The organism is Roseateles sp. GW821-FHT09G03, assembly GCF_059416045.1.
This window is the reverse complement of the sequence record NZ_JBWKOK010000010.1, coordinates 48,504-61,489: the sequence shown is the minus strand read 5'-3', so window position 1 is coordinate 61,489 and position 12,986 is coordinate 48,504. Positions and strand designations below refer to the sequence as shown.

14 protein-coding genes are annotated in these 12,986 nt (G+C 68.2%); 11 read left to right on the top strand and 3 right to left on the bottom strand.

Annotation, left to right across the window (positions count from 1 at the left end):
- Positions 1-107: 107 nt before the first annotated feature.
- The 8 genes from AC07OZ_RS26995 to AC07OZ_RS26960 all read left to right on the top strand — a co-directional run bounded on the left by AC07OZ_RS26995 (position 108) and on the right by AC07OZ_RS26960 (position 7,873).
- Positions 108-1,805 (top strand): nitrite/sulfite reductase, encoded by a 1,698-nt coding sequence (locus AC07OZ_RS26995; protein WP_495470128.1) that lies wholly within the window; start codon positions 108-110, stop codon positions 1,803-1,805.
- A 13-nt stretch (positions 1,806-1,818) separates the two neighbouring features.
- Positions 1,819-2,319: a DUF934 domain-containing protein gene (locus tag AC07OZ_RS26990; RefSeq protein WP_495470127.1), complete on the top strand. Its 501-nt coding sequence runs from the start codon at positions 1,819-1,821 to the stop codon at positions 2,317-2,319.
- Positions 2,320-2,321: 2 nt separating this feature from the next.
- Positions 2,322-3,188, top strand: a complete 867-nt coding sequence (locus AC07OZ_RS26985) for a phosphoadenylyl-sulfate reductase (protein WP_495470126.1) — start codon at positions 2,322-2,324, stop codon at positions 3,186-3,188.
- Positions 3,185-4,144: a sulfate adenylyltransferase subunit CysD gene (gene cysD / locus AC07OZ_RS26980; RefSeq protein ID WP_495470125.1), complete on the top strand. Its 960-nt coding sequence runs from the start codon at positions 3,185-3,187 to the stop codon at positions 4,142-4,144. The genes AC07OZ_RS26985 and cysD overlap by 4 nt, the downstream gene beginning before the upstream one ends.
- Positions 4,144-5,463, top strand: coding sequence for a sulfate adenylyltransferase subunit 1 (locus tag AC07OZ_RS26975; protein ID WP_495470124.1), 1,320 nt, complete (start codon positions 4,144-4,146; stop codon positions 5,461-5,463). Before cysD ends, AC07OZ_RS26975 begins: the two co-directional genes overlap by 1 nt.
- A 35-nt stretch (positions 5,464-5,498) precedes the next feature.
- On the top strand, positions 5,499-6,293 hold the full coding sequence (gene cobA, locus AC07OZ_RS26970; protein ID WP_495470123.1) for a uroporphyrinogen-III C-methyltransferase: 795 nt from the start codon (positions 5,499-5,501) through the stop codon (positions 6,291-6,293).
- 95 nt (positions 6,294-6,388) lie between these two features.
- Positions 6,389-6,712: a ferredoxin FdxA gene (fdxA, locus tag AC07OZ_RS26965; protein WP_067276314.1), complete on the top strand. Its 324-nt coding sequence runs from the start codon at positions 6,389-6,391 to the stop codon at positions 6,710-6,712.
- Positions 6,713-6,769: 57 nt separating this feature from the next.
- The gene (locus tag AC07OZ_RS26960; protein ID WP_495470122.1) at positions 6,770-7,873 is read left to right on the top strand and encodes an NAD(P)/FAD-dependent oxidoreductase; all 1,104 of its coding nucleotides are present in this window, start codon (positions 6,770-6,772) and stop codon (positions 7,871-7,873) included.
- 135 nt (positions 7,874-8,008) lie between these two features.
- On the opposite strand, the gene AC07OZ_RS26955 is transcribed toward AC07OZ_RS26960, so the two are convergent.
- Positions 8,009-8,647: a hypothetical protein gene (locus tag AC07OZ_RS26955; protein WP_495470121.1), complete on the bottom strand. Its 639-nt coding sequence runs from the start codon at positions 8,645-8,647 to the stop codon at positions 8,009-8,011.
- A 268-nt stretch (positions 8,648-8,915) separates the two neighbouring features.
- On the opposite strand from AC07OZ_RS26955, the gene AC07OZ_RS26950 reads away from it, so the two are divergent.
- The 3 genes from AC07OZ_RS26950 to AC07OZ_RS26940 are packed head-to-tail and all read left to right on the top strand — an operon-like array spanning position 8,916 to position 11,198.
- Positions 8,916-9,665 (top strand): hypothetical protein, encoded by a 750-nt coding sequence (locus AC07OZ_RS26950; protein WP_495470120.1) that lies wholly within the window; start codon positions 8,916-8,918, stop codon positions 9,663-9,665.
- Positions 9,666-9,681: 16 nt separating this feature from the next.
- Positions 9,682-10,686 (top strand): hypothetical protein, encoded by a 1,005-nt coding sequence (locus AC07OZ_RS26945; protein ID WP_495470119.1) that lies wholly within the window; start codon positions 9,682-9,684, stop codon positions 10,684-10,686.
- Between the two features lie 2 nt (positions 10,687-10,688).
- Complete coding sequence (locus tag AC07OZ_RS26940) at positions 10,689-11,198, top strand: DUF7716 domain-containing protein (protein WP_495470118.1); 510 nt, start codon at positions 10,689-10,691, stop codon at positions 11,196-11,198.
- Here the strand turns inward: AC07OZ_RS26940 and AC07OZ_RS26935 are convergent.
- Both AC07OZ_RS26935 and AC07OZ_RS26930 read right to left on the bottom strand, forming a co-directional pair.
- A complete protein-coding gene (locus AC07OZ_RS26935; RefSeq protein WP_495470117.1) occupies positions 11,187-11,396 on the bottom strand; it encodes a hypothetical protein in 210 nt (69 codons plus the stop codon). The two genes, AC07OZ_RS26940 and AC07OZ_RS26935, sit on opposite strands and share 12 nt — an antisense overlap.
- Before the next feature lie 16 nt (positions 11,397-11,412).
- Positions 11,413-12,966, bottom strand: coding sequence for a DHA2 family efflux MFS transporter permease subunit (locus tag AC07OZ_RS26930; RefSeq protein ID WP_495470116.1), 1,554 nt, complete (start codon positions 12,964-12,966; stop codon positions 11,413-11,415).
- Positions 12,967-12,986 lie beyond the last annotated feature (20 nt).

Here is a 12,986-nt window from a genome sequence, read left to right as displayed (position 1 = left end):
TATAAAGCGTTCATAGAGTGCAGACTCCCGGCCAGCCCTGGGCCAGCCGCGGTGTCTCTGACGCGCGGCGGGCCCCTTGAGAAACCCGGCCGGGTCCAGCCGACGCCATGTACGCCTATACCGATTTCGACCGCCAGTTCGTCCACGCCCGCGCGGCCCAGTTCCGCGACCAGCTCGAACGCCATCTGGCCGGTCAGCTCCCCGACGACGACTTCCGCGCGCTGCGCCTGCAGAACGGCTGGTACATCCAGCGCCATGCGCCGATGCTGCGCGTCGCCGTGCCGTACGGGGTGCTGGACAGCCGCCAGTTGCGCCAGCTGGCGCGCATCGCCCGCGAGCACGACCGCGGCTACGGCCACTTCACGACGCGCCAGAACCTGCAGTTCAACTGGATCCCGCTGCCGCAGTCGGCCGACGTGATGGACCTGCTGGCCGATGTCGACATGCACGGCATCCAGACCAGCGGCAACTGCATCCGCAACATCACCAGCGACGTCACCGCCGGCGTGGCGGCGGACGAGCTCATCGATCCGCGCCCCTACGCCGAAGTGCTGCGCCAGTGGTCGACGCTGCATCCGGAATTCGCCTTCCTGCCGCGCAAGTTCAAGATCGCGATCTCGGGCGCGAAGGAAGACCGCGCCGCGATCGCCTGGCACGACATCGGCCTGCAACTGCGCAAGAACGAGGCCGGCGAGATCGGCTTCCAGGTCTTCGTCGGCGGTGGCATGGGCCGCACGCCGATCATCGGCCAGGAGATCAGCCCCTTCGTGCCGTGGCAGCACATCCTGCTGTACCTCGAGGCGATCGTGCGCACGTACAACCGCTTCGGCCGCCGCGACAACATGTACAAGGCGCGCATCAAGATCCTGGTGAAGGCCGAGGGCCAGGCCTACTTCGACGCGGTCAACGCCGAGTACCAGTCCATCCTCAGCGACGACACCGGCAGCCACGAGCAGATCATTCCCGAGGCCGAACTGGCGCGCGTCGCCGCGAGCTTCGTCGAGCCGCAAGGCGTGACCCCGGTGCCGGGCGTCGACATCTTCGACGGCGCTTCGCCGGCCTACCGCCGCTGGCTGGAACGCAACGTCCACGCGCACCGCGTCAGCGGCTACCGCTCGGTGACGCTGTCGCTCAAGCGCGTCGGCCTGCCGCCGGGCGACATCACCGACGCGCAGATGGACGCGGCCGCCGCGCTGTCCGACGCGTACAGCCACGGCGAACTGCGTGTCTCGCACGACCAGAACCTGCTGCTGCCCTGGGTGCGCGAGAGCGACCTCGCCGCGCTGTTCGAGGCCGCGAAGGAACACGGTTTCGCCACGCCCAACATCGGCCTGCTGACCGACATGATCGTGTGCCCTGGCGGCGACTTCTGCGCGCTGGCCAACGCCCGCTCGATCCCGGTCGCGGCCGAGATCACCGACCGCTTCCAGGACCTCGACGAGCTCTGGGACATCGGCGACATCGACCTGCACATCAGCGGCTGCATCAACAGCTGCGGCCACCACCACAGCGGCCACATCGGCGTGCTCGGCGTCGACAAGGACGGCAGCGAGTGGTACCAGATCACACTGGGCGGCTCGGACGGCTCGACGCTGTCGGGCGCCGCGGTGCCGGGCAAGGTGATCGGTCCGTCCTTCGCCGCCGACGAGGCCGCGGATGCGGTCGAAGCCGTGATCGCGACCTACCGCCGCGAGCGCGAGGCCGGCGAACGTTTCCTGCAGACGGTCCGCCGCATCGGCCTGGACGCCTTCAAGCAGGCGACCAACGGCATCCGCCGCACCACTGCCAAGCAGACCACCGACTGACCGCCGCCGCACCATGAAGTTCGTTTCCAAGGCCCAAGACCCCTGGCACACCTGCGCGGGCGAGGACGGTCCTCAACCGCATCCCGCCGCCGCCGACCACAAGCTGCTGACGCTGGAGCAGTGGCACGCCGTGCGCGACACCTGGCCGGAAGGCCTCGCCACCGGCGTGATCCTGCCCAACGACATCGACGTGCTGGATCTGAAGACCGACCTGCCGCGCCTCGCGCTGGTCGTGCTGCAGTTCCCGAAGTGGGTCGACGGCCGCGCCTACAGCCAGGCGCACGTGCTGCGCTCGCGGCTGCGCTACGCCGGCGAGGTCCGCGCGATCGGCGAGGTCCTCGTGGACATGCTGCCGCTGCTGCAACGCTGCGGCGTCGATGCGGTGCAGATGCGCGGCGACCAGAACCAGGAAGCGGCCGAGCGCGCCTTGGGTTTCTTCCCCGGCCACTACCAGGCGGACGTCAACGAGACGCGCCCGCTGTTCGCCCGTCCGGGGCAGAAGACCGAGGTCTGAGCATGAGCGGCGAGGTGTCTTCGCTGGACTTCGCGACTATCGGCGGAGCGTCCGAGAGTGCATCGGCCGGTGTCTCTGCGCTGCCTGGCTCCGATGCCGGCGTCGGATCGGCCATCGGCCTGTACGCCCGCAAGACCGCCGGTTTCGACGAGCGCGTCGCGCGCACGGTCGAGGTGTTGAAACAAGCCGCGGCGGACTTCGGTCCCGGCGCGCTGCAATCGACCTCGCTGGGCGTCGAGGACATGGTCATCACCGACCTGATCGCGCGCCACGGCCTGCCGATCGCGCTGGCGACGCTGGACACTGGCAAGCTACATGCGGAAACGCTCGCGCTGATCCCGCGCATCCACGACCGCTACGGCATCGAGGTGGAAGTCTTCGCGCCGGTGAACGAGCAGGTCGTCCACTTCGTCCGCGCCCACGGCGAAGAGCCGATGTACCGCAGCGTCGAACTGCGCAAGGCCTGCTGCGGCGTGCGCAAACTCGAGCCGCTGTCGCGCATGCTGGCCTGCCGCACCGCCTGGATCACCGGCCTGCGCCGCGAGCAGAGCGCCAACCGCGCCGAGGTCCCGTTCCGCGAGGACGACGGCCACGGCCGCACCAAGGTCAACCCGCTGGCCGAGTGGAGCTGGGCCGATGTCTGGCACTACGTGCAGCAGCACGTCGTTCCCTACAACCCGCTGCATGACCAGTTCATGCCCAGCATCGGCTGCGCGCCCTGCACCCGCGCGATCGCCGTCGGCGAGGACTTCCGCGCCGGCCGCTGGTGGTGGGAAGACTCCTCCAAGGAATGCGGGCTGCACGCCACGCACACCGAATCTGAACCCGAAGTGTCCCCCCCGACATCGACCTCCGGAGCCCCGGCATGAACGCCCCCGTGAACCTCGAACAACTGCTGCCGCTGGCGGACCACCGCCACCTGGACCACCTCGAAGAGGAGGCCATCTTCATCCTGCGCGAGGTCGCCGCGGCCTTCGAGCGCCCCGCCCTGCTGTTCTCGGGCGGCAAGGATTCGTGCGTGGTGCTGCGCCTGGCGGAGAAGGCCTTCAAGCGCCGCATCGCCGGCAACGACTTCGCCGGCAAGCTGCCCTTCCCGCTGGTGCACGTCGACACCGGCCACAACTTCCCCGAAGTGATCGAGTTCCGCGACCGCCGCGTCGAAGAGATGGGCGAACGCCTGGTCGTCGGCCACCTGGAAGACTCGATCAAGAAGGGCACGATCCGGCTGGCGCATCCGCTGGAATCGCGCAACGGCCACCAGACGGTGACGCTGTTGGAGACGATCGAGGAACACCGCTTCGACGTGCTGATCGGCGGCGCCCGCCGCGACGAGGAGAAGGCGCGCGCCAAGGAGCGCATCTTCAGCCACCGCGACAGCTTCGGCCAATGGCAGCCGAAGGAGCAGCGGCCCGAGCTGTGGAACCTCTTCAACACCCGCATCCGTCCGGGCGAGCACTTCCGTGCGTTCCCGATCAGCAACTGGACCGAGCTGGACGTGTGGCTCTACATCGCCCGCGAGAACATCCCGCTGCCGTCGCTGTACTTTGCGCATGACCGCCAGGTGATCCGCCGCAAGGGCCTGCTGGTGCCGCTGACCGACGTGACACCGCCGGAAGCCGGCGAGACCGTCGAGACGGCGCAGGTGCGCTTCCGCACCGTCGGCGACATGACCTGCACCTGCCCGGTGGAGAGCCCGGCCGCCAACGCCGCCGACATCGTCGCCGAGACGCTGACGGTCACCGTCTCCGAGCGTGGCGCGACGCGCATGGACGACCGCACCTCCGACGCCTCCATGGAACGTCGCAAGAAGGAAGGCTACTTCTGATGTCCGCCGTCCTGAACCCAGTGAATTCCCCCGCCGTGACCAAGATCCATCAATCCGACGTCGACACGACGCACCGCGCGCTGCGCTTCCTGACCGCCGGCAGCGTCGACGACGGCAAGAGCACGCTGATCGGGCGCCTGCTCTTCGACAGCCGCGCGATCCTGGCCGACCAGCTCGACACGCTGGCCAAGCGAGCCGCCGGCCAGCCGATAGACCTGAGCCTGCTGACCGACGGCCTCGAAGCCGAACGGGAGCAAGGCATCACGATCGACGTTGCCTACCGCTACTTCGCGACCAAGCAACGCAAGTTCATCATCGCGGACGCCCCCGGTCATGAGCAGTACACGCGCAACATGGTCACCGCCGCCGCGGGCAGCGATGCCGCGGTCGTGCTGGTCGACGTGACCAAGCTGGACCTGACCGTCGACGACGTCCCGCTGCTGCCGCAGACGCGCCGTCACAGCCTGCTCGCGCACCTGCTGCGCGTGCCGAGCATCGTCTTCGCGATCAACAAGATCGACGCCGCCGCGAACCCGGGCGATGCCTTCCGCAAGGTCTCGCTGGCGCTGGAGAAGTTCGCTTCGGCGGCCGGCATCCGCGTGACCGCGGTCGTGCCCGTCTCCGCGCTGCGCGGCGACAACGTGACGCAACCGCTGGAATCGGACTGGTACGACGGCCCGTCGCTGCTGCAGGTGCTGGAGTCGCTGCCGACCGTGCAGGAGACCGTCGAGGCGCCCCTGGCGCTGCCGGTCCAGTACGTCGCCAAGGACGGCGACGGCACGGGCAACAACCCGCGCGTGCTGTGGGGCCGCATCGCGCAAGGCCAGGTGCAGGTCGGCGATGAAGTGCAGATCCTGCCGAGCGGCCAGACCGCCATCGTCGGCGAACTGCGCCGCGCCGGCGAACCGGTGGCGACCTCGGTCGCCGGTGAATCCGCCGGGCTGCTGCTGGACCGCCAGGTCGACGTCTCGCGCGGCGACTGGATCGTCGCGCCGGGCGCGGCCACGCCCCGCCGCACCTTCGAAGCCACGCTGGCGTGGATCGATACCGAGCCGGCCGTCCTCGGCCGCAAGTACTGGGTGCGTCACGGCAACCGCTGGGTCCAGGCCCGCATCGCCGCGATCGATCACCGGCTCGACATCCAGACGCTGGCCGAGACCGAGGCGCACGAGCTGTCGGTCAACGAGATCGGCCACGTCACCATCGAGCTGCAGGCCGAGCTGCCGCTGCAGCCGTACGCGGACAACCGCGTCGGCGGCGCGCTGATCGTCGTGGATCCCACCAGCAACCGCACCAGCGGCGCGCTGCTGGTCCGCTGACCCGCCCACCCGAACGACCGCCAGGAGCCACCGCCATGGGACGTGTCCTCTTCGTCAGCGCCGGGCCCGGCGCCGCCGACCTGATCACGCTGCGCGGCGCGCGGGCGCTCGCGCAGGCGGACGTCGTGCTCTTCGACGCGCTCACCGACCCGGCGCTGCGCGAGCTCGCGCCGCAGGCGAAGTGGCTGGACGTCGGCAAGCGCGGCTTCTGCCATTCCACGAAGCAGACGGCGATCAACGCCGCGCTGGTCCGGGAGGCCAAGGCGCATGAGGTCGTCGTCCGCCTGAAGGGGGGAGACGCGAGCGTCTTCGGCCGCCTCGAGGAAGAGCTGCTGGCGCTGGCCGAAGCGCACATCCCCTACGAGATCGTGCCCGGCGTGACCGCCGCGATCGCGGCCGCCGCGCAGACCGGGCGTCCGCTCACGCGTCGTGGCGCGGGCCGCAGCGTCGCGCTGACGACCGCGATGACGCGCGAGGGCGAGCTCCAGGCCGGCAGGTCCGCCGACACCGAGGTGTTCTACATGGCCGGCCAGCAGTTGGCCGCCCTCTCCCGCCGGCTGCTCGCCGCGGGCTGGGACGCCTCGACACCCGTGAGCGTCGTGTCGCGCGCAGGCTGCGCCGATGCGCTGTCGAGCGAGCACGAGGTGGCCTCACTGGGCGCGGCGTCGATGCTGCACAAGGGACGGCCGACGGTGGTGATCGTCGGTGCGGGCGCAGCCCCGCTGGCCGGGGCTCCGGACGCCGATCTGGGCGATTACGCGACGCCGTCCTCACGCCAAGACCTTGAGCCGCGCGGGCCGGAAACCCTGGTCCAAAGCCCGAACGTTTAAAATCTCCCGTTTTCCGTCAGCGCGACCTCGCCGTTTGCCAGGGATCGCTGATTTTCGAGGGCCCATCCGCCGGCCCCGTCACTAGAAGAGCCGCCATGACCCACGTCGTCACCGAAGCCTGCATTCGCTGCAAATACACCGATTGCGTCGATGTCTGTCCCGTCGACTGCTTCCGCGAAGGTCCGAACTTCCTGACCATCGATCCCGATGAGTGCATCGACTGCGCGGTCTGCATCCCGGAGTGCCCGGTGAACGCGATCATGCCGGAGGAAGACGTGCCCGGCGATCAGCAGATCATGATCAAGCTGAACGCCGACCTGGCGAAGAAATGGCCCAGCATCACCAAGCGCAAGGCCCCGCTCCCGGACGCCGAGGAGTGGAAGGACAAGACGGGCAAGATCGATCAGCTGGTCCGCTGACCGATCCCCTCATCTCGCGGCGTCGGGTCCTGCTGCCGGCGGCCGCCCCACACAAGAATGGAAACGCAAGTGACTGAAGCGACCTCCGCCCCGCACGCGGGCGTGATCGAGACCGACGCCGTCATCGTCGGCGCGGGCCCTGTGGGCCTGTTCCAGGTGTTCGAACTGGGCCTCCTCGAGATCAAGGCCCACATCATCGACTCGCTGGCCTATCCCGGCGGCCAGTGCATCGAGCTGTACCCGGACAAGCCGATCTACGACATCCCGGCGCTGCCGGTGGTGACGGGCAAGGAGCTGACCGACAACCTGATGAAGCAGATCGAGCCGTTCGGCGCGACCTTCCATCTGGGGCAGGAGGTCACGACGGTCGAGAAGCAGGCGGACGGTCGTTTCTTCGTCGCGACGAGCAAGGGCACGCAGTTCCTGACCAAGACCATCTTCATCGCGGGCGGCGTGGGTTCCTTCCAGCCGCGCACGCTGAAGATCGAGGGCATCGACAAGTTCGAGGGCTCGCAGGTCCATTACCGCGTGCGCAACCCGTCGCAGTTCGCCGGCAAGAACCTGGTGATCATCGGCGGCGGCGACTCGGCGCTGGACTGGGCGCTGAACTTCTGCGGTGGCAACGCCGACGGCAACCCGCACAAGGCGGAGAGCGTGATCCTGGTGCACCGCCGCGACGGCTTCCGTGCCGCGCCGGCCTCGGTGGCCAAGATGCGTGAGCTGTGCGATGCCTACGAGATGCAGTTCATCGTCGGCCAGGTCAGCGACCTGGACGAAGGCGAGGACGCGCTGAAGGGCCTGAAGATCACCGGCGGCGACGGCGTCACGCGTGTCGTGCCGGCGGACCAGGTGCTGGTCTTCTTCGGTCTGTCGCCGAAGCTGGGCCCGATCGCCGAGTGGGGTCTGGCGCTGGAGAAGAAGCAGATCCAGGTCGACACCGAGAAGTTCCAGACCAACGTGCCGGGCATCTTCGCGGTGGGTGACATCAACACCTACCCGGGCAAGAAGAAGCTGATCCTGTCGGGCTTCCACGAGGCCGCGCTGGCCGCGTTCGGCGCGATGCCGATCATCAACCCGGAAAAGCGCGTCCACCTGCAGTACACGACCACCAGCCCGAAGCTGCACAAGGTGCTGGGCGTCGAGACGCCGAACTTCGACTGAACGTCCGTCGAACGCTCCCACGGAGCGCTTCGGAACACGAGCCCGCCTGGCGAAAGCCGGCGGGCTTTTTCGTTGCGCGGATGCGCGAGCTTGTGAATGCTCAATGCGCGCCGTCGATGCCGGCAGGTTCCTCACTCACCCCGCCAAGCGCTTCAACCGCGTGCGCAGCATGCCGACACCCGCGAGGCGCCAGGGGGCAACACCTGTCACCAAGGTCGATTCCACCTGCTGCTGCAAAGTGGCGATGACGGCGCGCTCCTGGTCGTTGACGGCGATCGCGGGGTCGGCACGAAGCCGTCCCATCACATCGGCCGTGTGACGGCGCATCGCGTCGTCGGAGCGCAGCCAGAGGTTGCTGAAGAGCGCGTCGTACAGCAGCACGCCGCGCAGTTGGCCGTTGTCGAGATCGGTGACGAGCTTGTACTGCCGCAGCGACTCCACCGCCGCTTCCCAGCGCTTGGTCTCCGAGTTGCGGCCATTGAGCACGATGTAAACGGCCGCCACGACCAGGCCCAGCGCCATCGCCGCGACGGGCGATTCCTGCGCCACGCCGAGCAGCAGGATCAGCACGCCCCACAGGCGCAGCGACAGGTAGAAGATCCGCGGCCGCAGGCCGAGCCGCTCCGCGATGTCACCGACGATGCCGGTGATCACGCCCGCCGCGAGGAAGTCCTGCAGCTGCGTCATGCCCGGGAACACGCGGCCGAGCAGGACGAGGATGGCAATGGCGATGCCGGCGCAGAGCGCGCCGGTGATGTTGAAGACGAGGATCAAGTGAGGGCTCCCTGGGTGTCGGCAGGGCCTGCGCGAGGGGCGCGGCCAGCTGCTCCGGTTGTCTTGCGCGCCCGGTCGAGCGGGCGCGGCGCATTGTCTGTCCTGCGAAAGCGACACCCGGCAACAGGAAAACCCGAACCAGCGACTTTTCCCCGGATCCGGCCAACCCGCCAAAGGGATACTCCCGCCCGATCCGGAGCCCAGAGAGCCTCAAGCGCACGGCCGGCCCGGAAATCAGTACGCGCTGACCAAGGGAGGGCCACGGGCCATGTTCATCGTCTGGGGGCGCAAGATCGTGCGCCGCAAGCTCGGCTTCGTCGCCGATTTCTGCCCGATCTGCCGGGCCGTTACCGCGCACCGGCTGGGGCGCATCGGCTCCGCCGGGCACGTCTACTACCTGAGCTTCGGCGAAGGCCGGCTCGTGGGTCACGAGCGGACCTGCCAGCACTGCAAGACGACCTCGATGACGGAAGAGACCCGCTACGGCACGCCGGAAAAGAAGCTGCCGGCGGTCGAGATGCTGATCATCAAGACCTTCCCGACGATCCGTGCCCATTACGCCGATCGCCTGGAGCTGGAGAACCGCATCAAGCTCGGCCCGACGCATGTCACCGCCGAGGAACGCTCGGCGCTGATCGCCTCGCCGTTCCTGGTGCTGTCGCAGATGGTGGAGGAGCGCTTCGCCCGCACGCAGTTCGACCGCTACGGCGCGCTGGCAATCGTCGCGATGGTGGTCCTGCCGCTGGCGACATCCGGCATCGCCAACCGCTTCGCGCCGAATCAACTGCCCGAAATGGTGTTGACGGCCCTGGTCATCGGGCTGGGCCTGGTGGTCTGGCAGATCATGGCCGGCGGCAAGCGCTACATGTCCGAGGAGATCGTCCCTCGCCTGGCGACGGCACTGCGCCCGCTGCGTCCCTCGCCCGACGAGATACGCGGCGTGCTGACGGAGCTGACGGCGCACAAGCACAAGCTTGGCAAGAAAGTAGATCCGACGCTGCTGGTCGCGGCGATGTGAGCGACAAGGCGCTGATGTGCTGAACCTCGAAGAGATCCGGATCAACGCCCCGGGAGTTCGATCCCTCGTCTGGGAGGGCGACTACCTTGTCGATTGGGTGGGAGGCGGGAGAGCCTTCGCACTCGATGGCAGCAGCGCCGACGGCTACGTCCGGTTCGCGTATCCGTTCGACACCGCGGTGGCGTTGCCAGACGGCTCCTTTGCAGTCATCTACGCCAACGCAGGCACGAAGGGCCTGATCCTGAAAGAAGGAAAGGTCCTTCGCGAGATCAACCGCAGCTTCTATCACGCGAACGCCTACGACTGCCCCGCCGCTGTCTTGCGGCTGCCATCGGGACGACCGGTGCTGGCGCATTGCCCGGACCACTACAACGAACTGCAAATCGAGGATCTCGAGACCGGCGAGCCGCTGACGCGCAGCCCGTCCCGGAAGGCGCGGGACTTCTTCCAGTCCCGGCTGATCGCATCGCCTGAGGGCCGGTATCTCGTCAGCGCGGGATGGGTGTGGCATCCGGTGGACGAGATCGTGGTGTTCGACGTGGAGGCGGCACTGCGCGATCCGACGCACTTGGACGCAGACGGCGTCGGCGTCGGCGTCCAAGCGTGTGCCGAAGAGAGCAGCGCCACGTTCGTTGCCGACGATCGTCTGGCCATCGCCCTGTTCGATCAGGGCGAGAGCTGGAACGACGACGAGATACCGCTCGGCGTCACGGAGATCCGAAGCATCGACTTGAGTCGGCCGAAGGAGTTCAAGGCGGTCCGCGTTCCAGGCCGCGTCGGACAGATCATCGCGGTCGGAGAGCACCACGTACTTGGCCTGCATGAACACCCGCGACTGATCGACCTGCGCGACGGCCGCATCGTGCAGCGCTGGCCTCACATCGCCTCTGGCAACCGGACCGGTCCGATCATGGGGAACTCCTCCACGACGCCGCCTATGGCGTTCGATCCGATCAACAAGCGCTACGCCTTCGCCGACAGCGAGGGAATCACGGTGCTGCGCGTCGACATCAGGCTCTAGTCATGCCCATCACGCGCATCTCAACGCTTCGCGAGGTCCTGCGCCAAGCCTCCGCCAAGACGCTGGAGGATGGATGGTTATTCCTGGCGGAGCGGGACGACGTCACCCTCGGCGCTGCCTGCCTCATGGTCTCGGGTGCCGATGACTGCCACGCCGAGGCGGCGCCAGCCGGCTTCCCGCACGAGGGCCTCGACACTGCATTGTTGGAGGATGTGGCCGGCTGCGCCTCGATGTTCGAGTTGAATCCAACGGACGACCTGCTGCTCGAATCATTCCTCTACTACTGGCGACACGACGCGTGGCTGCCCTTCCCCGGCGCCCCTGATCCTCCGCCGCCCGAGGAAGCACAACGGATCGCCGACCAAGAGTTCCTCGACCGGCTGACCCCGCGAAGCCAGTTCCTGTCATGCCGAATGGCGGGGTGCCAACAAGGCGCCGTCGAACACAGCGCTCTCTGCAAGCTGCATCACTTCGAGTCGATCTGGAAAAGGCCACCATCCTCATCGACCTGAGGCATCGCCCTGTTCCCCGGCCAACTCCCGCGCCAACCCCTCCAGCAGCGACGTCGCATCGCTGAAATCGAAGCTCTGCCCTGTCGCCAGGTTCTCGACCCGTCCGCTCACCTCGCCTCGCGCCAGATCGGCCTGCCGATCCAGCTTGAGGACGTAGTGGCGGCGCACCGGATGCAGCGGGTCCTGGGTCAGGGTCATGGCCGTCCTCCTGCGATCAGTGCCCGGCCTCGCTCATCGCCACCGCGCGGGTGGGCCGCGGCGCGAGCCAGATGGCGAAGGCCGAGATCACGAACATCGCCGCCACGATCCAGAAGATCTGGTTCGTTGCGAGCATCACGCTCTGCCCGGTGAGCAGGTTGTCGAGCATCGCGTTGCGCGCGTCCGGCGCCAGACCCAGTCCGGTGAGCGAGCGCATCACGTCCCCCGACCTGTCCAGTGAACCGACGAGATCCGCATGGATCGCCGTCGTGCGGTTCTCCCAGCTCGTGGTGACGAGCGAGGTCGCGACCGCGCCGGCCAGCGTGCGCATGAAGTTCTGCAGCCCCGCGGCGGACGCGGTCTCGTGCGGCTCGACGCTGCCCAGCGAGAGCGCCGTGAGCGGCACGAAGAAGAACGGCATGCCGACACCCATCAGCAGCAGCGGGAGGGCGACCTGCCAGTAGCCCATCTGCGTCGTGCCGACCGTGCGCAGCATCATGACGCCGCCCAGCCAGGCCAGCCCGAAGAACACCAGCGGCCGCGGATCCATCTTGCCCGCGAGCTTGCCGGCCAGCGGCGCCGCCGCGACCGCCAGCACGCCGGACCAGGCCGTCGCCAGACCGGCCCAGGTCGACGTGTAGCCCATGAAGCTCTGCAGCCACAGCGGCGTGAGCACGTTGGCGCCGAACATCGCGCCGAACCCCAGCGCAATCGTCAGCACGCCGACGGCGAAGCCGCGGTGACGGAACACCCGCAGGTCGACGATCGGATAGGGCTCCGTCAGCTCCCAGATCAGGAAGGCGACAAAACCGACCGCGGCGACCACCGCCAGCGCGATGATCTCGTTGGACTCGAACCAGTCCTTCTCCTTGCCCAGGTCCAGCATCAGCTGCAGCGCGCCGACGAAGACGATCAGCAGCAACAGCCCGACCTTGTCGATCGGCTTGCGTTCGAGCGGGGTCTCGTAGCGGCGCAGCAGGCGCGCCGCGATCGGTGCGACGGCGAGCGCGATCGGCACGTTGATGAAGAAGATCAGCGGCCACGAGAACGCGTCGCAGAGCCAGCCGCCGAGGATCGGCCCGAGGATGGGCGCGACCAGCGTCGTCATCGCCCACAGCGCCATGGCGCTGCCGGCTTTCTCCTTCGGGAACACGCGCAGCAGCAGCGTCTGCGACAGCGGCATCAGCGATCCGCCCGACAGGCCCTGCAGCACGCGGCCGGTGACCAGCAGGCCGAGCGTCGGCGAGAGCCCGCACAGCGCGGAGCACAAGCCGAACAGCACCATCGCCGTCGAGAACACGCGCACCGCGCCGAAGCGGCCCGCGATCCAGCCGGTGAGCGGCACGATGCAGGCCTCGGCGACCGCGTACGAGGTGATGACCCAGGTGCCCTGGCTCGAACTGATGCCGAGGCTGCCGGCGATGTCGGGGACGGAGACGTTGGCGATCGTCATGTCCAGCACCGCGATGAAGTTCGCGGCGGCCAGGACGATGGCGGCGAGCCACAACTGCCCGCCCTCGAGCGGGCGGTCCTTGGCGTCAGCGTTGTTGGGAAGGGCGGCGGCGGTCATGGCGCGACTCCTTGACGGCG

Excerpts from the sequence above, each read along its gene's own strand:
- AC07OZ_RS26995 (WP_495470128.1), top strand. The coding sequence starts at position 108 with ATGTACGCCTATACCGATTTCGACCGCCAGTTCGTCCACGCCCGCGCG.
- AC07OZ_RS26990 (WP_495470127.1), top strand. The coding sequence starts at position 1,819 with ATGAAGTTCGTTTCCAAGGCCCAAGACCCCTGGCACACCTGCGCGGGC.
- AC07OZ_RS26985 (WP_495470126.1), top strand. The coding sequence starts at position 2,322 with ATGAGCGGCGAGGTGTCTTCGCTGGACTTCGCGACTATCGGCGGAGCG.
- cysD (WP_495470125.1), top strand. The coding sequence starts at position 3,185 with ATGAACGCCCCCGTGAACCTCGAACAACTGCTGCCGCTGGCGGACCAC.
- AC07OZ_RS26975 (WP_495470124.1), top strand. The coding sequence starts at position 4,144 with ATGTCCGCCGTCCTGAACCCAGTGAATTCCCCCGCCGTGACCAAGATC.
- cobA (WP_495470123.1), top strand. The coding sequence starts at position 5,499 with ATGGGACGTGTCCTCTTCGTCAGCGCCGGGCCCGGCGCCGCCGACCTG.
- fdxA (WP_067276314.1), top strand. The coding sequence starts at position 6,389 with ATGACCCACGTCGTCACCGAAGCCTGCATTCGCTGCAAATACACCGAT.
- AC07OZ_RS26960 (WP_495470122.1), top strand. The coding sequence starts at position 6,770 with ATGGAAACGCAAGTGACTGAAGCGACCTCCGCCCCGCACGCGGGCGTG.
- AC07OZ_RS26950 (WP_495470120.1), top strand. The coding sequence starts at position 8,916 with ATGTTCATCGTCTGGGGGCGCAAGATCGTGCGCCGCAAGCTCGGCTTC.
- AC07OZ_RS26940 (WP_495470118.1), top strand. The coding sequence starts at position 10,689 with ATGCCCATCACGCGCATCTCAACGCTTCGCGAGGTCCTGCGCCAAGCC.
- AC07OZ_RS26935 (WP_495470117.1), bottom strand. The coding sequence starts at position 11,396 with ATGACCCTGACCCAGGACCCGCTGCATCCGGTGCGCCGCCACTACGTC.
- AC07OZ_RS26930 (WP_495470116.1), bottom strand. The coding sequence starts at position 12,966 with ATGACCGCCGCCGCCCTTCCCAACAACGCTGACGCCAAGGACCGCCCG.